At 70.6% G+C, this 17,915-nt stretch carries 23 protein-coding genes and 1 tRNA gene; 14 read left to right on the top strand and 10 right to left on the bottom strand.

What is annotated here, in order from left to right; genetic code table 11:
* Nucleotides 1-33 precede the first annotated feature (33 nt).
* From BMZ83_RS07570 to BMZ83_RS16815, 5 genes are all read left to right on the top strand, one after another.
* Nucleotides 34-801 carry a glycosyltransferase gene (locus BMZ83_RS07570; protein WP_074877275.1) on the top strand — a complete coding sequence of 256 codons (768 nt, stop codon included), beginning with the start codon at nt 34-36 and terminating at the stop codon, nt 799-801.
* Nucleotides 798-1,244, top strand: a complete 447-nt coding sequence (locus tag BMZ83_RS07565; RefSeq protein WP_074877272.1) for a GtrA family protein — start codon at nt 798-800, stop codon at nt 1,242-1,244. The genes BMZ83_RS07570 and BMZ83_RS07565 overlap by 4 nt, the downstream gene beginning before the upstream one ends.
* A 69-nt stretch (nt 1,245-1,313) precedes the next feature.
* Nucleotides 1,314-1,388 (top strand) — tRNA-Met (locus BMZ83_RS07560).
* Nucleotides 1,389-1,557: 169 nt separating this feature from the next.
* The gene (locus BMZ83_RS07555) at nt 1,558-1,986 is read left to right on the top strand and encodes a Rieske (2Fe-2S) protein (RefSeq protein ID WP_074877270.1); all 429 of its coding nucleotides are present in this window, start codon (nt 1,558-1,560) and stop codon (nt 1,984-1,986) included.
* Between the two features lie 41 nt (nt 1,987-2,027).
* A complete protein-coding gene (locus tag BMZ83_RS16815; protein ID WP_166623225.1) occupies nt 2,028-2,177 on the top strand; it encodes a hypothetical protein in 150 nt (49 codons plus the stop codon).
* Here the strand turns inward: BMZ83_RS16815 and BMZ83_RS07550 are convergent.
* From BMZ83_RS07550 to BMZ83_RS07530, 5 genes are all read right to left on the bottom strand, one after another.
* Nucleotides 2,174-3,052 carry an aminotransferase class IV gene (locus BMZ83_RS07550; RefSeq protein WP_074877268.1) on the bottom strand — a complete coding sequence of 293 codons (879 nt, stop codon included), beginning with the start codon at nt 3,050-3,052 and terminating at the stop codon, nt 2,174-2,176. The genes BMZ83_RS16815 and BMZ83_RS07550 overlap by 4 nt on opposite strands.
* Nucleotides 3,049-3,651, bottom strand: a complete 603-nt coding sequence (locus BMZ83_RS07545; protein ID WP_074877266.1) for an anthranilate synthase component II — start codon at nt 3,649-3,651, stop codon at nt 3,049-3,051. The genes BMZ83_RS07550 and BMZ83_RS07545 overlap by 4 nt, the downstream gene beginning before the upstream one ends.
* Nucleotides 3,648-5,246 (bottom strand): aminodeoxychorismate synthase, component I, encoded by a 1,599-nt coding sequence (gene pabB, locus BMZ83_RS07540; RefSeq protein ID WP_074877263.1) that lies wholly within the window; start codon nt 5,244-5,246, stop codon nt 3,648-3,650. Before pabB ends, BMZ83_RS07545 begins: the two co-directional genes overlap by 4 nt.
* Nucleotides 5,247-5,292: 46 nt before the next feature.
* Nucleotides 5,293-5,940 (bottom strand): helix-hairpin-helix domain-containing protein, encoded by a 648-nt coding sequence (locus BMZ83_RS07535; protein ID WP_074877261.1) that lies wholly within the window; start codon nt 5,938-5,940, stop codon nt 5,293-5,295.
* A gap of 81 nt (nt 5,941-6,021) precedes the next feature.
* Nucleotides 6,022-6,831 (bottom strand): shikimate dehydrogenase, encoded by an 810-nt coding sequence (locus tag BMZ83_RS07530; protein WP_074877259.1) that lies wholly within the window; start codon nt 6,829-6,831, stop codon nt 6,022-6,024.
* A gap of 90 nt (nt 6,832-6,921) precedes the next feature.
* Here BMZ83_RS07530 and BMZ83_RS07525 point away from each other — a divergent pair, with 90 nt between their 5' ends.
* From BMZ83_RS07525 to BMZ83_RS07505, 5 genes are all read left to right on the top strand, one after another.
* On the top strand, nt 6,922-8,259 hold the full coding sequence (locus tag BMZ83_RS07525) for a D-aminoacyl-tRNA deacylase (RefSeq protein WP_074877256.1): 1,338 nt from the start codon (nt 6,922-6,924) through the stop codon (nt 8,257-8,259).
* 73 nt (nt 8,260-8,332) lie between these two features.
* The gene (gene ftsZ, locus BMZ83_RS07520) at nt 8,333-9,478 is read left to right on the top strand and encodes a cell division protein FtsZ (protein WP_074877254.1); all 1,146 of its coding nucleotides are present in this window, start codon (nt 8,333-8,335) and stop codon (nt 9,476-9,478) included.
* A gap of 93 nt (nt 9,479-9,571) precedes the next feature.
* A complete protein-coding gene (locus BMZ83_RS07515; protein ID WP_074877253.1) occupies nt 9,572-9,745 on the top strand; it encodes a protein translocase SEC61 complex subunit gamma in 174 nt (57 codons plus the stop codon).
* Complete coding sequence (locus tag BMZ83_RS07510) at nt 9,746-10,183, top strand: transcription elongation factor Spt5 (RefSeq protein ID WP_074877251.1); 438 nt, start codon at nt 9,746-9,748, stop codon at nt 10,181-10,183. It begins immediately after the preceding gene.
* A gap of 72 nt (nt 10,184-10,255) precedes the next feature.
* Nucleotides 10,256-10,441, top strand: a complete 186-nt coding sequence (locus tag BMZ83_RS07505) for a DUF7333 family protein (protein ID WP_074877248.1) — start codon at nt 10,256-10,258, stop codon at nt 10,439-10,441.
* Nucleotides 10,442-10,563: 122 nt separating this feature from the next.
* On the opposite strand, the gene BMZ83_RS07500 is transcribed toward BMZ83_RS07505, so the two are convergent.
* Nucleotides 10,564-10,863: a DUF7565 family protein gene (locus BMZ83_RS07500; RefSeq protein WP_074877246.1), complete on the bottom strand. Its 300-nt coding sequence runs from the start codon at nt 10,861-10,863 to the stop codon at nt 10,564-10,566.
* Between the two features lie 122 nt (nt 10,864-10,985).
* On the opposite strand from BMZ83_RS07500, the gene BMZ83_RS07495 reads away from it, so the two are divergent.
* Entirely contained in the window at nt 10,986-11,720 is a 735-nt protein-coding gene (locus BMZ83_RS07495; protein ID WP_074877464.1) for a PHP-associated domain-containing protein, read from the top strand.
* On the opposite strand, the gene BMZ83_RS07490 is transcribed toward BMZ83_RS07495, so the two are convergent.
* The 4 genes from BMZ83_RS07490 to BMZ83_RS07475 form a co-directional block, all read right to left on the bottom strand.
* Nucleotides 11,717-12,211 carry a metal-dependent hydrolase gene (locus tag BMZ83_RS07490; protein ID WP_074877244.1) on the bottom strand — a complete coding sequence of 165 codons (495 nt, stop codon included), beginning with the start codon at nt 12,209-12,211 and terminating at the stop codon, nt 11,717-11,719. The two genes, BMZ83_RS07495 and BMZ83_RS07490, sit on opposite strands and share 4 nt — an antisense overlap.
* A gap of 61 nt (nt 12,212-12,272) precedes the next feature.
* Nucleotides 12,273-13,208, bottom strand: coding sequence for an HNH endonuclease (locus BMZ83_RS17105; protein WP_074877242.1), 936 nt, complete (start codon nt 13,206-13,208; stop codon nt 12,273-12,275).
* A 26-nt stretch (nt 13,209-13,234) separates the two neighbouring features.
* The gene (locus BMZ83_RS07480) at nt 13,235-13,762 is read right to left on the bottom strand and encodes a CinA family protein (RefSeq protein ID WP_074877241.1); all 528 of its coding nucleotides are present in this window, start codon (nt 13,760-13,762) and stop codon (nt 13,235-13,237) included.
* A gap of 43 nt (nt 13,763-13,805) precedes the next feature.
* Nucleotides 13,806-14,939 carry a tubulin/FtsZ family protein gene (locus BMZ83_RS07475; protein WP_074877239.1) on the bottom strand — a complete coding sequence of 378 codons (1,134 nt, stop codon included), beginning with the start codon at nt 14,937-14,939 and terminating at the stop codon, nt 13,806-13,808.
* Between the two features lie 95 nt (nt 14,940-15,034).
* On the opposite strand from BMZ83_RS07475, the gene BMZ83_RS07470 reads away from it, so the two are divergent.
* Genes BMZ83_RS07470 through BMZ83_RS07460 form a run of 3 tightly spaced genes read left to right on the top strand, consistent with a single transcriptional unit; the run spans nt 15,035 to nt 17,910 of the window.
* Entirely contained in the window at nt 15,035-15,496 is a 462-nt protein-coding gene (locus BMZ83_RS07470; RefSeq protein ID WP_074877237.1) for a DUF7310 family coiled-coil domain-containing protein, read from the top strand.
* On the top strand, nt 15,493-15,912 hold the full coding sequence (locus BMZ83_RS07465; protein ID WP_074877235.1) for a DUF7311 family protein: 420 nt from the start codon (nt 15,493-15,495) through the stop codon (nt 15,910-15,912). The genes BMZ83_RS07470 and BMZ83_RS07465 overlap by 4 nt, the downstream gene beginning before the upstream one ends.
* 42 nt (nt 15,913-15,954) lie before the next feature.
* Nucleotides 15,955-17,910, top strand: coding sequence for an ATPase, T2SS/T4P/T4SS family (locus tag BMZ83_RS07460; protein ID WP_074877233.1), 1,956 nt, complete (start codon nt 15,955-15,957; stop codon nt 17,908-17,910).
* Nucleotides 17,911-17,915: the final 5 nt, after the last annotated feature.

Below are 17,915 nucleotides of genomic sequence, written 5' to 3'. Positions count from 1 at the left end.
CGCTTTTTCCCCGATGGCGCGGAACGCCGCCACATGTCTCGCTCCGTCGGCGTGGTGGTCCCCGCCTATCGGCCGGACGTGGACCGCCTCTCGCGCTACGTGCGCGCGCTCGACGAGCGACTCGACCCCGCGGAGTTCCGGATCGAACTCGACGACCCGTCGCCGGGCGACCGTGAGGCCCTCGCCGACCTCCCGGCGACGGTGCACGTCGCCGACCGCCGGCGCGGGAAGGGGGCCGCCATCACCGAGGGGTTCGACGACCTCTCGACGGACGTGTTGGCGTTCGCCGACGCCGACGGCTCGACGCCCGCGGACTCGGTGGCGGACGTGATCGACCCCGTGGCTTCGGGCGAGTTCGACCTCGCGGCGGGCTCGCGGCGCCACCCCGAGGCGACCGTCCAGTCCCACCAGAAGACGCTGCGGCGCTTCCTCGGCGACGGGTTCGCGTGGCTCGCCCGACAGCTACTCGACCCCGACCTGTACGACTACCAGTGCGGCGCGAAGGCCGTGTCGGCGAACTTCTGGTCGCGGCTCCGGCGCCACCTCACCGAGTCGGGGTTCGCGTGGGACATCGAACTGCTCGCGATCGCGGGCGCGCTGGGCGGAAAGATCGCGGAGGTGCCGGTGGTCTGGGAGGACCAGCCCGAGTCGACGGTCGACCCCGTGAGCGACACCCTCTCGCTGTTCACCGGATTGCTGACCGCACGCCACCGCGCGAAAGCGGTTCGCGGTGATCGGCTCCACGAGCTGCTGGCTGCACGGCTCGACCGACCACTGTTGATCGAGCGAGGTGGGCGGTGAGAGGAGTTCCCGACGAACTGCTCGCCGTCGACCGCTTCGGCCAGTTCGTCTCGGTCGGCGCCGTCGGCGCCGTCTTCGACCTCACGACGAGTTCGGTGTTGAGCGCCGGCGTCGGCGTCCCACCCGAGATCGCGAAGCTGGTCGGCGCCGAAGTGGCGATCGTCGTCATGTTCGTCGTCAACGAGCGCTGGACGTTCGCGGCCCACGGCGACGACGGCGGGTGGGCGATCCTCCGCCGGTTCCTGAAGTCGAACCTGGTGCGCAGCGGCGGCGTCGCCGTGCAGGTCGGGGTGGTAGCGGCCCTGACGCGGCTGCCGGTCGCGTTCAAGGCGCTCGGCGTCAACCTCTGGGAGTTGGCGACGTTCCCCATCGCGATCGGCTGCTCGCTGCTCCTGAACTACGTGCTGGAGAGCCTGTTCACCTGGCGCGTGACCGCCGACTGACCACGGGAATAACCGACAGAGGGCGACCGAAACAGAACGCTTAACCGTCGTACCCGGTTTGGTACAGGTAGCGGGATGGGATAGCCAGGAGATTCCGCCGGGCTCATAACCCGGAGATCGGTAGTTCAAATCTACCTCCCGCTATGTTCTCCAGCCGACGACGACGAACAGCGAACCCGTAGCTGAGAGTCCGGTCGGCAGGAATATAGCACCGAGTGACCGTGGTTCAGATCTCCCCCCGCCGTGGGACCGTCGAAGACCCGTCACCCACAGACCCCAACGCCCTTCAGCACCGGTTGTGTAAGCCGGCCAAATGCCCGCCGGGGACCGCATCGCCGACGTCGACGCCGTACCGGACGACAGCACGCTCCTGGTCACCGTCGCGGACCGCGAGAGCGACGAGGAGCGCGAGGTCGTCCTCGTCCGGACGGGCGACGGCGTCGCCGCGTGGTTCAACTACTGCCAGCACTGGCGCGACGTGAACCTCGACACCGGCGACGGCGCCGCGATCCGGGACGACGAACTCGTCTGCAAGCGCCACGGCGCCACGTTCGAGTCCGACAGCGGCGAGTGCACGTTCGGCCCCTGCGAGGGCGCCGTCCTCGACGAACTCCCCGTCGAAATCGCCGACGGCACCGTGTTCCTCGACGACGACGGCTACGGGTTCGTCCGCGTGGGCGCGAGCGAGAGCGGCGAGGACGACGACATCCACCGGTCGACCGAGTCCCGGATCGGCTTCTGAGGAAGGACGGATTGATACGGTCGGGCCCCCTCGCTCCGACAATGAGCGAGGAGGACGGCGACCTGTACGACGACAGCCTGCCCGACGGGGAGACGCCCGAAGAGGACGGGCGAGTGCTCAAGTTCATCGTCGCCGCAGTGCTGTTGATCCTACTGTACGCCGTCGCGACGATCCTGCTGGCCGCGAGCTAGTAGTACGCGTCCTCGACGCGCTCGCGGTAGCGCTGGGCGAGCAGTTCGGTTACCGGGCCGCCGCCGACGGTCGCGCCGTCGACGGACTCGACGGGCCGGACCTCCCACGTGGAGTTCGTACAGAACACCTCTTCCGCCGAGCGAAGCGTCTCGGGACCGAACGTGCCCTCGCGGACGGGGATGTCCTCCTCCGCGGCGATGTCGAGCACGGTCGCCCGAGTGATCCCCGGGAGCACCGGGCCCGAGAGCGCCGGGGTGAGCAGTCCGTCGGCGTCGACCGCGAACACGTTGCTGGTCGCCCCCTCGGCGACGTGACCCGCCGAATCGAGCATGAGCGCCTCGTCGGCGTCGGTACCACGGAGTTCGAGCCGGGCGAGGATCCCGTTCAGGTAGTTGTGGGTCTTCGCCCGCGCGGGCACGGCCGCGTCGGGGATCCGCTGGGTGGCGACCGTCCGCAGCGTCGCCGGGCCGTCCCAGACCGGTTCGCCAGCAAGACCGCCACGCGGGAGCGGTTTGACGACGACGACCACCGTCGGGTCGACCTCGGGGTCCGGATCGAGTTTCCCCGGTTGCACCCCCCGAGAGATAGAGAGCCGGACGTAGGCGTCGTCGAGGCCGTTCGCGTCGAGCGTCGCCAGGATCCGGTCGTGCAGGTCCTCGCGGGGCAGCCCATGGTCGATCGCCAGCAGGTCACAGGTCTCGTCGAGCCGGTCGGCGTGGGCGTCCCAGCCGAACACCTCGCCCCCGTAGGCCCGGAGCGTCTCGAAGGCGGCGTCGCCGTACTGGAACCCGCGGTCCTCGACGGAGACAGTCGCCTCGTCGGCCGGAACGAGCTCGCCGTCGGCGTGGAAGACGCGGTCGGATCCGTCGCTCATGGCTCCCACTCTCGGCTGATCGCGAGAAAGTTCTTGATCATCGTCTTGCCGTGTTCGGTGAGGATGCTCTCGGGGTGGAACTGGACGCCGACGTGGGGCTTCTTCCGGTGGCGGACCGCCATAACCACGTCCTCGTCGTCGGTCGTCGCCGTCTCGGCTAGCCGGTCCGGGATCGCCGAACGCTCGACCGCCAGCGAGTGGTAACGCCCGACGGTGATCCCCTGGGGCAGGTCAGCGAACACGCCGTCGGCGTCGTGACTGATCCCGGATGGCTTGCCGTGAACCACCGCGTCGGCGTGGCCGACCGGTGCGCCGTTAGCCGCACAGAGCGCCTGATGGCCGAGACAGACACCCAGCGTCGGGTACTCGAGGTCGGCGAACACGGCCATCGAGACGCCGGCGTCCCGGGGCGTCCCCGGGCCGGGGGAGACGACGATTCCGGCCGGATCGACGTCGCGGATGTCGGCCGCATCAACGGCGTCGTTGCGCCGGACCGTCACCTCGCCGTCGATCGGTTGGACCGCCTCGCCGACGTACTGCACGAGGTTGTAGACGAACGAGTCGTAGTTGTCGATCACGAGGATCTCGGGGCCGCTCATCGCTCGGCCCTCGGCTCTCCGTCGACGGGTTCCGCGGCCGCGTCGCCGCCGTCGGCGCCCGGGTCCTCGGCGACCCCGAGTTCGCCCTGCTCCAGGGCGTCGTCGACTGCGCGGATCAGCGCCCGGGCCTTGTCCAGCGTCTCCTCGTACTCCGCGTCCGGCTCGGAGTCGTGGACGATCCCGGCGCCGACGCTGAGGTGGTACTCGTCGGCGTGGCGCACCAGCGTCCGGATGACGATGTTGAGCGTCGCCCGACCGTCGAAGCCGAAGATCCCCATACTCCCCGTGTACGGGCCCCTTCGACGGCCTTCGAGTTCGTCGATGATCTCCATCGTCCGGGGCTTCGGTGCGCCGGTGATGGTGCCACCGGGGAACGTCGCGGCGACGGCGTCGGCGAGCGTCGCGTCCTCGCGGAGCCGCCCTTCGATCAGCGACACGAGATGCATCACCTCCGCGTACCGGTCGATCCGGCGGTACTCGGTCACCTCGACGCTGCCGTACTCGCTGATCTTGCCGAGGTCGTTGCGCTCCAGATCGACCAGCATCGCGTGCTCGGCGCGCTCCTTCTCGTCGGCCGCGAGGTCGTCGGCCAGCGCGGCGTCCGCATCGTCGGTGTCACCTCGCGGCCGCGTGCCGGCGATGGGTTCGGTGAGCAGGCGGTCGCCGTCGCGATCCAGCAGGAGTTCGGGGCTCGCACTCACCAGGTCGACGCCCCGGAACTCCAGCAACCCGGAGTACGGTGCGGGGTTCACCGCTCGGAGTGCCGCGTAGGCGTCGACGGGGTGGACCGCCGCGGGCGCGGCGAGGCGCTGGGAGACGTTCGCCTGGAACGTGTCGCCCTCGCGGACGTACGCCTTCACGCGGCGCACGCGCTCGCGGAACTGCTCGCGGCCACAGGTGCTCTCGAAGGCTGCCTCGTCCGCCGCCGCTGGGGCGGGCCCGACATCGGGGTCGCCGACGTGAACCTGCCGAGCCAGCTCGCGGGCGTCGGCCAGCGCGCGGTCGTAGCAGGCGTCGAGGGCGGCTTCATCCGGGTCCCCAGCCACCTCCGGACAGGCAGTGATTCGTAGCGTCGTGTCGCCGTCGCGTGGCTCCTCCCACGCGGCGAGGCAGTGGTAGACGGCGACCTGGAGCGCCGGGAGCCCGCGGTCGTCGCGGTCGCTCTCGGGCAACGACTCCAGTTCTCTAGCGATGTCGTAGGAGAGCCAGCCGATCGCGCCACAGGGGTAGGGCACGTCGCAGTCGCCGCGGGCCAACTGCTCGCCGCCGAGCAGGCCGTCGAGTGCCGCCAACGTCTCGGAGCGCTTCGAGCCGAACCGGCGGTCGGCGTCGTCGGCCCGCCAGTTCCCGGCCAGCACGGCGTCGCCGGAGACGGTGAGCCTGTCGACAGGATCGACACCGAAGTAGCCCCAGCCCGCCTGCCCGCCGGTGGTTTCGAGGAACGCCCCGCCGCGCTCATCTCGGGCCCGCCGGTAGGCGTCGAACGGGTCGGCGACGACGGTCCGAACCTCGACGGGTACCCGGGCGTCCGCCGGCGCGTCGGCAGCCACGGCGTGGAACTGCTCGCGCGTCGTGACCACCGTGGTTTCAGTCATGACTCCACCGTCGGCGGGAAGGCGCTAAAAACGGGCGGGTCCGTCGTCAGTCCCGGTCGTTCGCGCGGTCGATCCACTTCTGAACCGTCCCCTTTGGGGCCGTCGTCCGCTCGGCCACCTCCGCGGCGTCGGCGTCGCGGAGTTCCGCGATCGTCTCGATCCCGATCTCGCCCAGTCGCTCGGAGTAGGCAGGGCCGATCCCCTTGATCTCGTCGACCGACGGCGAGTCCTCGTCCGTCTCGGATGCCTCCTCCTCGACCTCGGGGCCAGTCTCGTCGACGTCGGTCGTCTCGTCCTCGGACTCGGGGCCGGCGGCTTCGGCCGGTTCCGCGCTCTCCGAGGGCTCCTCCTGAGCGGCCTCTTCGTCGACGAGCGACCCCGTCGACGCGCCGGCGTCGGTGTCAGTGGCGACGGGTTCGTCGTCCGGTTCGGACTCCGGGGACGGCTCGGTTTCGTCATCGGCCGACTCCGTCCCCGTGGTCGGTTCGTCCGCCGCAGTCGACGCCGCGTCGGCCGTCGACTCGCTCTCGTCGGTCTGTTCGTCCCCGGCCGACTCGTCGACGCCCTTCACCGCCGCCTCGGTCTCGGCGTCGGTGTCGTCGCGGTCCTGCACCGTCACGTCGCGCTCGGACCGCCCGGAGTCGTTCGAACCGGAGTCGAGTCCGAGGAGCCGTTTGAGCTTCCCGAGTACCATGCTGTCGGCGAAGATGACCCCCGATCGTAAAAAGCCAGCGTCGCCCTCGGCCGTTTCGCCCGGGAAACACGGGCTTCAGTGTCAGAGCCGGTCCCGGAGCGCCGCGTTCATCGCCGCGACGGGAGCGTCGACGCCGGTCCAGCGCTCGAAGGCCGCGACGCCCTGGTACAGCAGCATCCACGCGCCGTCGACGGTCGTCGCGCCCGCGTCGGCCGCGTCACGCAGCAGCCTGGTCCGGAGCGGCGAGTAGACCGCGTCGAGCACCGCGAGATCGCCGTGGAGCAGGGCCGCCGGCACCGGCGAGGCGTCAGGGTCGTCCATCCCGACGCTGGTGGCGTTCACCAGCAGGTCCGCCCCGGGGAGTCGTTCGTCGAGGTCGTCCAGTCCGCCGGCCTCGACACCGAGGTCGGCGAACTCGTCGGCGAGCGTCGCCGCCCGCTCGACGGTGCGGTTGGCGACGAAGGTATCGGCGCCGGCGTCGGCGAGCGCGTAGGTCGCTGCTCGACCCGCCCCGCCCGCGCCGACGACGACGGCCGACTGGTCCTCGACGGCCACGTCGTGGTGCTCGAACGCCCGGATCACGCCCTCGGTGTCGGTGTTGTGGCCCTCCGGCGTCCCGCCGTCGAAGGTGATCGTGTTGACGGCGCCGACCGCTTCCGCGGTTGGGGTCGGGTCCAGGGCCGGGAGCACGTCCTGCTTGAACGGGACCGTCACGTTGAGCCCGGCGACGCCCAGCGCGTCGGCGCCCGCGATCGCCTCGTCGATCCGTTCCGGCTGGGGTTCGAGCGTGACGTATCGCGCGTCCAGCGAGCGCGCCGCGTAGGCGGCCTCGTGCATCGGCGGCGAGAGGGAGTGTTCGACCGGTCGCCCGATCAGCCCGTACACGTCCATGGCTCCCGTGGGGTGAGCGCGGCGGAAAAAGGTCGCGGGCTGGAGCCGGAGCCGACGGCTACTTGGCCGACGGGGGCCGAGTCGGGAGCAATGAGTATCGGCATCGTCGTCTCGCGGGCCGACCGCGCGTCGGAGCACATCGGCGAGCAGCTGCTCGCCCAGGGGGACTGGACCGAACACGAGGACGAGGACCGGCCGGACGCGGCGGGCGGCGGCACGTACTACCGCGACGGGCCGTTCGAACTCCGGGCGTTCGACGACCTGCACATCCACCTCGACGATCCGGCGCCGGCGTTCAGCGAGGCGCCGCGCCTGCTGGTGTTCGTCTCGCGCCACGCCGGCGAGACGGGGGCGTTGCTGACCGGCCACTTCACGGGGAACTTCGGCGAGGCGGAGTACGGCGGGGAGGACGGCGACCTCGCCGAAGCCGCACCCAGCGCGCTGTCGGCGTACGTGAGCGCGCTCGACGCGCACGCGCCAGCGGGGTACGACGTGGCCATCGAGGGGACCCACCACGGCCCGACCGCGCTCGACACGCCGTCGATGTTCGCGGAACTGGGCAGCGCCGAGGAACAGTGGGAGGACCCCGACGGCGCCCGTGCGGTCGCGCAGGCCGTGCTCTCGCTCCGGGGCGTCGACGCCCACCGCGAGCGCCAGCTTCTCGGGGTCGGCGGCGGCCACTACGCCCCGCGGTTCTTTCGCGTGCTCCGGGAGACGCCGTGGGCCGTCGGCCACATCGCCAGCGACTGGCAGCTGTCGGAGCTGGGGCACCCGCGAAGCAACGAGGCGCGTGCGGTGCTCGAAACCGCGTTCGAGCGCAGCGGCGCCACCCACGCGCTGCTCGACGGCGACCACCCCGAACTCGCCCGCACCGTCGAGGAACTGGGCTACCGCGTCGTGAGCGAGACGTGGGTCCGGACCGTGGGCGATCGCCCGCTCCCGCTCGTTCGGTCGCTCGAGTCCACCGTCGCAACCGTCGACGAGGGGCTCCGGTTCGGCGCCCACGTCCCCGACGAGCCCGAGAACTGGACGGCGGTGAGCCTCCCCGACGACCTGCTCGCGGCCGCCCAGAACGTCGACGGCGAGGCGACCCGGGCCGCGGTGGCCGGGGCGACGGTCGCGTTCGACACGATCGAGAACGGGACCCGCGCGCGAGGAGCGGCCGCCGTTCCTGACGGGGAGCACTATGGGGAACTGGTCGACGAACTCGCCGCGATCCTGCGAGCGTCCTACGACGAGGTTCACGTCCACGACGACGCCGTAATCGCCCGTGAGGAGGCCTTCGACCCCGAGAAAGCCCAGAAGCTCGGCGTCCCGGAGGGGCCGAAGATGGGACGGCTCTCGGGCGGCGAGCCCGTCGAGGTCGGCGACGAGGAGATCCCGCCGTCGGCGGTGCTGAGCGAACGTGAGGAGCGGTTCCCGGTCTGAACCGCCGTCGACGCCGCGCTGGGAGCCGGAAAGGGAGAAAGATGAATAGGCTCCACCGTATAGCCAGGGTCAAATGGACTCTATCGTAGAGGAAGCTATCGACGAGGCCGAGGGCGAGGAGCCCGACGCGACGGCCGAGGAGGAGACCCCGTCGGACGGCGGCGCCGACGAGGCGCCGACGTCGGGGAAGATGACCGACGAGCAGCTGCAGGACGTCCTGCAGGACCTGAAGACCAACATCACCGTCGTGGGCTGCGGTGGCGCGGGTGGCAACACGGTCAACCGGATGCACGAGGAGGGGATCCACGGCGCGAAGCTGGTCGCGGCCAACACCGACGTCCAGCACCTCGTCTCCATCGAGGCCGACACGAAGATCCTGATGGGCAAGGAGAAGACCCAGGGCCGCGGCGCCGGCTCGCTCCCGCAGGTGGGCGAGGAGGCGGCCATCGAGTCCCAGGGGGAGATCAAGGACTCGATCGCCGGCTCGGACATGGTGTTCGTCACCGCCGGCCTCGGCGGCGGTACCGGCACCGGCTCGGCGCCCGTCGTCGCCAAGGCCGCCCAGGCCGCCGGCGCGCTGACCATCTCGATCGTCACCACCCCCTTCACCGCGGAGGGCGAGGTCCGGCGCACGAACGCCGAAGCCGGGCTCGAACGGCTGCGTGACGTGTCCGACACCGTCATCGTCGTCCCCAACGACCGGCTGCTCGACGCGGTCGGCAAGCTGCCGGTCAAGCAGGCGTTCAAAGTCTCCGACGAGGTGCTGATGCGCTCGGTCAAGGGCATCACCGAACTCATCACCAAGCCCGGACTGGTCAACCTCGACTTCGCCGACGTGCGGACCGTGATGGAGAAAGGCGGCGTCGCGATGATCGGCCTCGGGGAGTCCGACACCGACGACAAGGCCGAGGACTCGGTGCAGTCGGCGCTCCGGTCGCCGTTACTGGACGTGGACATCTCCGGCGCCAACTCCGCGCTGGTCAACGTCACCGGCGGCTCGGACATGTCCATCGGCGAGGCCGAGGGCGTCGTCGAGGAGATCTACGACCGGATCGACCCCGACGCCCGCATCATCTGGGGCACCTCCGTCGACGAGGAGATCGAAGGCCGGATGCGCACGATGATCGTCGTGACCGGGGTGGAGTCACCGCAGATCTACGGCGGCGGCGACGGCGCCCAAGGTAGCCCCTCGCCGGAGCAGCTGCAGGACGTGAACTGATCGGCGCGGCCGCCATCCGCTCGTTTTCGGTCGCGACGCACGGAGCACGTATTCAATAGATAGAAAAGGCGCCGGGGAGAAGTTCCCGCCAAGATGGACGTCAAATACGACCTCTCGGAGTACATCCGCGTGCTCAAACTCGCGAGCACCCCCGAGTGGGAGGAGTTCTCGATGGTCGCCAAGGTCGCCGGCGCCGGCATCTTCCTCATCGGGCTGCTCGGCTTCCTGATGTTCGCGATCATGAGCTTCATTCCGGGTGGTGCGTAGATGCCGATCTACGCCGTCAAGACCACCGCGAGCCAGGAGGAGACCGTCGCGGACATGATCGCCTCGAAGGAGATGCCCGAGATCCACGCCGTGTTGGCGCCGGACTCGCTGACCTCCTACGTGATGGTCGAGGCCGAGGACGACTCGATCATCGAGCGCATCCTCGACGAGATCCCCCACGCCAACGGGATCGTCCCGGGCACGTCGTCGATGACCGAGGTCGAGCACTTCCTCTCGCCGACCCCCGACGTGGAGGGGATCGCCGAGGGCGACATCGTCGAACTCATCGCCGGCCCGTTCAAGGGCGAGAAGGCGCAGGTCCAGCGCATCGACGAGGGGAAGGACCAGGTGACCGTCGAGCTCTACGAGGCGACGGTGCCGATCCCGGTCACGGTGCGTGGCGACCAGATCCGCGTGCTGGACAGCGAGGAGCGCTAAGCGACGCGATCCCGGACAGCTACTGACTGCTGGTTTCTCAACGACTTTGTCTGTCCGGCCACAAGGGCGGGTATGGAGTACGACTTCACACGGTCGGTCGCCCCACTCGTCGTGATCGTCGCCGTCGCGACGGTCGCGCTCACGGCCATGATGACGCCCTCGACGGTGTTCATGATGGTGCTCCCCTCGATGATCGTCTTCTCGATCGTCGCGTTCTTCTTCGGGATGAAACACGGCGAGTTCCGCGCCAGCCCGTAGCGGTCCTGCTGGCTCACCGATTCGCAGCCTGAACTCGGCGAGCAGGCTCCAAACCGATCACCAGTGGACGCTGCAACGGAGCCAAAACAGTTCCTCGTCGAGTGCGGCGTCGGCGCCGCGAGCTACTCCGAGCGCGCGTTCAACTGGCGGACGACGCTCTGGAGGTCGGCGTTCTCCTCGATCTCCTCTTTGACCGCCTCGCGGGCGCGCACGTCGCTGCTGTCGGCGTCGTAGGCGCGGACGTACTCCGAGCGCGTGTGTTCGTCGAACGCGTGCCGGATCGCGAAGTACCCCTCGGGGACGATCGTGCCACAGACCGCACACTCGTGGCGCTGGTGCTCGGTTGTCTGGTGGACGATCACGTCCTCGGGACCGTCGAACGCCCGACCACAGCCGTCGATCCCGCAGTTCCAGCGACTCATACCCGCTCGGTCGGGTGGGGACGCCAAAAGGGTTCTCCCCGACGCCCGGACCGGAACACGGAGGCTATTTGGGGGGCGACCGACTGCAGTCGTACGTGACTACGGCGCCGACGCGGGTCGACATGCACGTCAAGGTGCTCGACGGCAGGGTCGTCGAGCGGGCGAAGGCCCGTGGTATCGACGTGCTGGTGTACGCCCCCCACTTCACGCGGCTGCCGACGATCCGGAAGCGGGCCGAGCGCCACAGCGACGACGAACTGCTGGTGGTTCCCGCCCGGGAGATCTTCACGGGCAACTGGCAGAACCGTCGGCACCTGCTCGCGGTGGGGATCTCGGAGCCGATCCCGGACTTCATCTCCTTCGAGGGGGCGCTCTCCGCGCTGGCCGAGCAGGACGCCGCGCTCTGTGTCCCGCACCCGACGCTGCTGAACGTCAGCCTCGGCCGCCCGGAGATCCGGGCCTACGCCGACCACATCGACGCCGTCGAGAGCTACAACGTCAAATCCCCGCCCCACGTCAACAAGCGCGCCAAGCGGATCATCGAGGAGGCCGGGCTGCCGTCCTTCGGCTCCTCCTACGCCCACCTTCGGGGGAGCGTTGGCGGGGCCTGGACGGAGTTCGAGGCCGACGTCGAGAGCGAGGCCGATCTCGTCGACGCACTCGTCTCGAACGCCGACCGAGACGTGGTCCACCGCGCCGGCCCGCGCCACCGCTTCTGGAACGCCGCGGAGTTCGCCCACCTGGGCTACGAGAACTCCTGGGGGAAGATCGACCGCCTGTTCCTCTCGGGCACCGAGCCCACCCACCCCGACCACATCGCCTACGACGGCCGGTTCGACGACGTGGCGGTGTACTAGATCATCGTCGTCACGCCGCTGAGCTCGAGCCCCGGCGGGAGGTACTGCGGCAGCAGGTAGACGAAGGCCGCGAACACCGCGATCTCGATCAGCGTGACGACGATGGTGACTATCTCGGCGAACCTGCTTGTGGTGGTGACACCCGTCGGCGACCCGAACTCCTCGCTCCAGAGCGGGTAGAACAGCGCGATGCCGCGCTTGCTCCCCAGCATGTCCAGCACGTAGTGGCTCAGGATCCCCGCCCAGACGAAGCTCAGGTTCCCGAAGAAGAAGGGGTACGCGAGGAAGATCCCGAGCACCGGGAGGTTGTGCAGCGCCTTGCGGTGCTTGCCGAAGGCGGTGTCCACGTCGGGGAAGAGCGCGCCGAGCACCAGCGGCATCGAGACCTCGGCGATGGCGACGAAGGTCGGCACGTCGCCGGATGGTTCGAGGACGTACCCGACGCCGATCGCCAACAGGACGGCGTTGAGCACGTGGCCTTTCTTGTCCATACCCGTGCCAGCGACCGCCTCCCCGCAAAACGTTTCGGTCGGTGAAAGGCGTGTCAGCGGCTCAGAACGACGCGATCCGGTCGTTGTGGTAGGCGAGAACCGCCGGGTCGAGGTCGTGATCGGCGTCGACGGTCAGGAACGTCCCGTCGACGGCGTCGTCGTAGGCGTGTTCGACGACGAGCGAGTCGGGGTCGACCCGGACGCGTCCGTAGTCGAAGTCCGCGTGGTGGTTCGGACAGAGCACGAGCAGGTTCGACGCGGTGTCCGGGCCGCGGTGGGGGTCCCCCAGCGGTTTGACGTGGTGGGCCTCCGCGTACGCGCCCCCGTCGCGGCGCTCGCGGCGGTCGCCACAGAGCTGACACCGGTGGTCGTACAGTTCCTTGGCCATCGTGGAGAGCTTCGTGTCCCGGATCGTTCGGGTCGTCGTGTACTCGGTCCGCGCCGGCGGGTCGCTATCGGCGGCGCGGACCCCGCCGGTCGCTGGCGTCTCCAGCGCGTCCCGGAGCCGCCGTTCCGCCGTCTCGGAGACCCCGTGGTCGATCAGCGCGTTCACGTACGCCGCCCGGTCGTCGCCCTCCATCGCGATGCCGGTCCCCGTCAGCTTCGAGTGGTGGAACGGGAACGAGCCGCCGAAGTCCTCCCGCATCGGCGGCTCGACCTCGCGTTCCGGGCTCCCGCGACAGTAGAGCAGCCAGTCGTAGTCCCGCGTCTCGCCCTCGTGGTCGCGCCACACGTCGGGGACGATCTCCTGATCCTCGACCTCCCGCGCCGCCTCGAACGTCCAGACCCCCGAGACGCCGACGCCGCCGGTCCGCCGGACGACGAACAGGTCCTCGCCGGGCGTGAGCTCGCGCGGGTCCGGGGCGCGTCCGCCCGACGGGATGCCGTGCCACGGGTGGCCCAGCTGTCGCTCCGGGTGGGCGTCGGCGTCGGTCGGCCCGTCGCGACAGCGCTCCCAGTGGGCGGGGAGCGTGTTGAGCACCCAGAGTCGAACCATGCCCCGGCAGAGCGCCGACGGCCTAATCAGCGTTCCGACAGGTCCTCGCGAACGTCGGCGAGCAACAGTTCCAGTGCCTTCCGCGCGATCTGCTCTTTGATCGCGGTCCGGTCGCCGTCGAACTCGTGCCGGGAGACCTCCGTGTACGAGCCGCCAGTCCCCCAGTCGGCGGCGTAGGCGCGCCCGATGAACACCGTCCCGACGGGTTTCTCCTCGCTGCCGCCCTCCGGGCCGGCGATCCCCGTCGTCGAGAGGCCGAAGGTCGTCCCCGCACGGTCGCGCACGCCGGCGGCCATCTGCTCGGCGACGGGCGCCGAGACCGCGCCGTGGCCGTCGAGGCTCTCGCGGGAGACGGCCAGTTCCTCGAGTTTGGCGTCGTAGGAGTAGGTGACCAGCGACCGATCGAAGTAGTCCGACGAGCCCGGCACGTCCGTCAGCAGCGAGCCGATCAGCCCGCCGGTACAGGACTCGGCGACGGCGACCGTTACGTCTCGCTCGCGCAGGGCGTCGCCGATGCGCTCCTCGATCGGTGGATCGTCGGCGTACTCGCGCATACCGGCGACAGGGGCGCCGGGGAGAAATAGGCGGTGGGGACGTTCAGAGCAGGTCGTCGAGTTCGTCGTTCTGGAACGCGTCGGCGGCGTCGCGCTTGCGCTCTCCCTCGCTTCGCCCGTCGGTTTCGGCCTGTGCCTCGGCGGCGCGGTTCATGAACTCCTGGATCCGGGGCGAGCGCTCGACGCCACCCAGCAGCACCAGCGAGGCGATCTGGTCGGTCGCAAGTGGCAAATCCCCACCCCGGACCGCCATGCTGCCGGTCTCCTCCTCGACCCACGAGCGCGCCCGCTCGACCCCCTTCCGCGAGAGGCTCTCGGGGCGTCCAGCGGCGACAAGCAGCGCGGCGTCGGCCGTCGAGGCGTCGGGCAGGCTGGTCCCCGTCAGGAGCGCCTGCCGGGTCGTACTGGTGACGACGTTGACGTTGTCGTCCGCGTCCTCGCTGGCCGGGGACTCGGCGTACCCGACCGCGGCGAGCCCGCCCGTCCGGAGCGTGTTGATCACTTCGCTGGTGTCGACGACGCTCTGGGCCACGTCCCGGTCGACGCACTCGCCGCCCAGCCCCAGCGAGCGGTCCTCGATCGGTTCGCCGGCCGCGAGCAGCAGGCCGATCCGGCGCGCGATGCGCTCGTTGATCGCCGCCATCCCCTCGGCGACGCTGTCGCCGCTCTCGCGCCAGGCGTCGTTGTCGATCAGGATCGTCGAGTCGGCCTCGCGGGCCAGCGTCTTCAGCGACCGTCCCGCGTTGGCCTGGTACAGCGCCCCCTCGTCCCGGCCGGGGAGGATGCCGACGGCGTAGACGGGCACGTCGTAGACGCGTTTGAGCTCCTTCGCGAGCACGGGCGCGCCGCCGGAGCCCGTCCCGCCGCCGAGGCCGGCGACGACGAACACCGCCTCCGTCTCGGAGTCGATCCGGTCGCTCAGCTCGGTCATCACCTCGTCGGCATCGCTCTGCATCACCTCCGCGCCGAGTTCGTTGTCACCGCCGACGCCGTGGCCTTTGACCACGTCCTGTCCGATCAGCACCGTGTCCAGTGGGAGCCCCTGGAGGTCCGCCTTCGCGCTGTTGATCGCCAGGGCGTCCCGAACGGCGCGAAACCCCATCTCGTCGTCGTACTCCGCCAGCGCTGTCGCCACTTTCCCGCCCGCCTGCCCGACACCGACGAGGACACTCTTCATGGCCAGCCGTTCGGCCGGAATCGACTTAAGTTCACCCCGCAACCGGGGAAATCGCCACCCCGACGCTTATCACCGATCGGGCGACCAGCCGCCCCATGGCCGACAGCGACGACGCGTTGGAACGACGGATCGCGGCTGTCGAACGCGCCGTCGACGGGGAGGCGGCGACGGATCGAACCGACCCCCCCGTCGACAGCGAGGATCTCGAGTCCCGAATCGCGGATCTCGAAACTCGCGTCGACGAACTCGACGCCGCCCTGCAGGCGGTCCGCGGGTTCCTCGGCGGCGTCTCCGCGGTGAACGAGAGCGTCGAACGACGTGCCGACGCCGCCGTCGCGGCAGTCGACCGGCTGGAACGCCGACTCGACGAGGACGGGGCGCCGGTTCCGACCGAAGCACACGACCGAGTCACGCAGTCAACCGGCGACGACGGTGGGGGGATCGAGACCGACGGTGGTGCGGGCGACTCCGACGGCGGGTCACCGATAGCCGACCCGTCGTCGAACGACGACGCGGACGACCGGCAACTCCGCGATCGGCTGCGCGATCTGCAGTGATCCGGGCGCTGTTGGCCGTCGTACTCGCGGCGGCGCTGCTCTCGGCCGCCCTGCCGGCCGTCGAGTCGGCCGCCGCCGACCGCACCGCATCGGCGCTCGACCGCGACGTGGGCCGTATCGAGCGCGCCGGGGCGTCACTGTTGGTCGACGACGACCCCGGTGCGCGCCGGGTCGTCACCGTCTCGCTGCCGGCGGGGTCGCTCGTCGCCGCCGGCGTCGATTCCTTCTCGGTGCGCTGTCACCCGGACTGTGTCGTCCGGTACGCGCTCGACACCGGGGGCGTCAGGACGCGCCGGCTCGAACCCCCGCTCGCGGTGCGGGACGGACCCGTCCAGTTCGGGACGCCCGGCGATCACAGACTCGTGCTGGGGCTCGCCGATGGCGACGATGGGCGGGTCGTCACCATCCGGGGGTGATCGGTCCGAGAGTTCAAGTACGAAAGCGGGGCCAGCCGGGCTATGTCACTGCTTCCGCGAAGCGCCGACGAAGGAGCCTGTGGCTGCCGCCCGTCGTTCGTCGAAGTGGGCGCCACGGGAACCGAGGACCGCGTCGAACTCCGGATCGACGCCGACGACTGCGCAAGCGACGGCGACCTCGTCGACGAGCCCGCCTGCCGGGCGACGACGATCGACGCGCTCGCGGACCGGGACGCCGACGCCGTCCGGGTCCGGTCGGCTGGCTACGAGCGCTGGTACACCGACGAGGCGGTCGGCCTGCTCCACGCCGCCGGGCGGTTCGCCGCGCTCGTCGAGCACCACGACGCCGAACTCGCCGCGACCGCGCGGACGGACCCACTGGCTGCAGCCCACGAAGCGACCGGTCGGACCGGACCTGTCGGCCGACTCGCCGCCGAAACCGGGCTCGCCTCGGGCGCGGGACGCGCGGACGGCTACGACGCCGCGCTGCGCTCCCACGACGGGCCGACGATCGCGCGAGCCAAGGTCGACCACCGACCGCCGGCGGACGCCCGATTGCGGGACACGACCGCGCTCTCGACAGGCGGAACGGTCCGGCGGTACGCGCTCGAGGCCGACGCGGATCCGGGAGCCCGCTACCACCTCACCCCCGTGTCGGCGTCGTTCGACGCCCGGGCGTTCGAACTCCTCGACGAGGCGGCGACGTGGCTCGCCGAGTCGGGCGAGACCGGGAATCTCGCCCCCGCTCGCGCCGTGCGGCGGGTCGCTGACGCCGATGCGGGCCGGGACGCCGACGTACCCCTCGCGGATCTCTCGGCCACGCTCCGAAAGCACACCCGCGGGAACGGCGTGCTCGCCGACCTGTTCGCCGACGAACGCGTCTCGGACGCCTACGTCACCGCGCCGGCGGCGGAGACGCCGATCCGTGTGGTCGTCGACGGCGAGACGATGCCGACGAACGTCAGGCTCACCCCCGAGGGCGTCGGCGCACTGGCCTCCCGGGTACGGCGGGCGAGCGGCCGTGCGTTCTCGCGGTCGACGCCGCAGGTCGACGCGACGTTGTCGATCGGCCCGCCGGAAGACCGCGAGCAGGTCAGAGTCGCCGGCGTCACGCGCCCGCTCTCACCCGGGCCGGCGTTCGCGGTCCGCCGGCACGACTCGGAGCCGTGGACGCTCCCGCGCCTCGTCGCTACGGGCTCGCTATCGGCGCGGGCAGCGGCGCTGCTCTCGCTCGCCGTCGAGCGCGGCTCGACCGGGCTCGTCGCGGGCGCCCGCGGGGCCGGGAAGACGACGACGCTCGGCGCACTGCTGTGGGCACTCCCACGCAGAACGCGTACGGTGCTGATCGAGGACACGCCGGAGCTCCCGGCCGCCGCGCTGCGTGCTGCCGGCCGGGACGTCCAGTCGCTCCGGGTCGCACGCGGCGACGACGACTCCGGGGAGACCAGCCCCGCGTCCGCGCTCCGGACCGCGCTCCGACTCGGGGAGGGCGCGCTGATCGTCGGTGAAGTCCGGGGCGAGGAGGCGGGCACGCTGTACGAGGCGATGCGCGTCGGCGCCGCTTCGGGCACCGTCCTCGGGACGGTTCACGGCGACGGCGCCGAGGCGGTTCGGACCCGGATGACCGAGGACCTCGATGTGGGCGAGTCGGCCTTTGCCGCAACGGGGTTCGTGCTCACGCTGGCAGACACGGAACGCGGCCGGCGTGCGGTCGCGATCGAGGAGGTCGAGTCAGTCGCCGACGGCACCGAACTCCACCCGCTGTTCGAACTCGACGACGACGGGGACCTCGAACCCACAGGCCGGCTCGACCGCGGTGAGAGCAGCCTCCTCACGACGCTCACGACGCCGGCAGAGGACTACGGCGGGACCCTCGCGGCGCTCGCCGACCGGGCCGATCACCTGGGCTCCCTCGCGAGTGACGGCGTCACGCGACCGGCGGCGATCCGGGCGGAACGACCGACCGACCGGGCGGATCCGGCTGGGGAACCGTGGTAGCACGG

Source organism: Halolamina pelagica, assembly GCF_900115675.1.
Taxonomy (GTDB): Archaea; Halobacteriota; Halobacteria; order Halobacteriales; family Haloferacaceae; genus Halolamina; species Halolamina pelagica.
The sequence above is the reverse complement of the archived record's forward strand: the minus strand, read 5'-3'. Positions and strand labels throughout refer to the sequence as shown.

Bases quoted from the DNA above. Each gene is read 5' to 3' on its own strand.
- BMZ83_RS07570 (WP_074877275.1), top strand. From the start codon at position 34: ATGTCTCGCTCCGTCGGCGTGGTGGTCCCCGCCTATCGGCCGGACGTG.
- BMZ83_RS07555 (WP_074877270.1), top strand. From the start codon at position 1,558: ATGCCCGCCGGGGACCGCATCGCCGACGTCGACGCCGTACCGGACGAC.
- BMZ83_RS16815 (WP_166623225.1), top strand. From the start codon at position 2,028: ATGAGCGAGGAGGACGGCGACCTGTACGACGACAGCCTGCCCGACGGG.
- BMZ83_RS07550 (WP_074877268.1), bottom strand. From the start codon at position 3,052: ATGAGCGACGGATCCGACCGCGTCTTCCACGCCGACGGCGAGCTCGTT.
- BMZ83_RS07545 (WP_074877266.1), bottom strand. From the start codon at position 3,651: ATGAGCGGCCCCGAGATCCTCGTGATCGACAACTACGACTCGTTCGTC.
- pabB (WP_074877263.1), bottom strand. From the start codon at position 5,246: ATGACTGAAACCACGGTGGTCACGACGCGCGAGCAGTTCCACGCCGTG.
- BMZ83_RS07535 (WP_074877261.1), bottom strand. From the start codon at position 5,940: ATGGTACTCGGGAAGCTCAAACGGCTCCTCGGACTCGACTCCGGTTCG.
- BMZ83_RS07530 (WP_074877259.1), bottom strand. From the start codon at position 6,831: ATGGACGTGTACGGGCTGATCGGGCGACCGGTCGAACACTCCCTCTCG.
- BMZ83_RS07525 (WP_074877256.1), top strand. From the start codon at position 6,922: ATGAGTATCGGCATCGTCGTCTCGCGGGCCGACCGCGCGTCGGAGCAC.
- ftsZ (WP_074877254.1), top strand. From the start codon at position 8,333: ATGGACTCTATCGTAGAGGAAGCTATCGACGAGGCCGAGGGCGAGGAG.
- BMZ83_RS07515 (WP_074877253.1), top strand. From the start codon at position 9,572: ATGGACGTCAAATACGACCTCTCGGAGTACATCCGCGTGCTCAAACTC.
- BMZ83_RS07510 (WP_074877251.1), top strand. From the start codon at position 9,746: ATGCCGATCTACGCCGTCAAGACCACCGCGAGCCAGGAGGAGACCGTC.
- BMZ83_RS07505 (WP_074877248.1), top strand. From the start codon at position 10,256: ATGGAGTACGACTTCACACGGTCGGTCGCCCCACTCGTCGTGATCGTC.
- BMZ83_RS07500 (WP_074877246.1), bottom strand. From the start codon at position 10,863: ATGAGTCGCTGGAACTGCGGGATCGACGGCTGTGGTCGGGCGTTCGAC.
- BMZ83_RS07495 (WP_074877464.1), top strand. From the start codon at position 10,986: ATGCACGTCAAGGTGCTCGACGGCAGGGTCGTCGAGCGGGCGAAGGCC.
- BMZ83_RS07490 (WP_074877244.1), bottom strand. From the start codon at position 12,211: ATGGACAAGAAAGGCCACGTGCTCAACGCCGTCCTGTTGGCGATCGGC.
- BMZ83_RS17105 (WP_074877242.1), bottom strand. From the start codon at position 13,208: ATGGTTCGACTCTGGGTGCTCAACACGCTCCCCGCCCACTGGGAGCGC.
- BMZ83_RS07480 (WP_074877241.1), bottom strand. From the start codon at position 13,762: ATGCGCGAGTACGCCGACGATCCACCGATCGAGGAGCGCATCGGCGAC.
- BMZ83_RS07475 (WP_074877239.1), bottom strand. From the start codon at position 14,939: ATGAAGAGTGTCCTCGTCGGTGTCGGGCAGGCGGGCGGGAAAGTGGCG.
- BMZ83_RS07470 (WP_074877237.1), top strand. From the start codon at position 15,035: ATGGCCGACAGCGACGACGCGTTGGAACGACGGATCGCGGCTGTCGAA.
- BMZ83_RS07460 (WP_074877233.1), top strand. From the start codon at position 15,955: ATGTCACTGCTTCCGCGAAGCGCCGACGAAGGAGCCTGTGGCTGCCGC.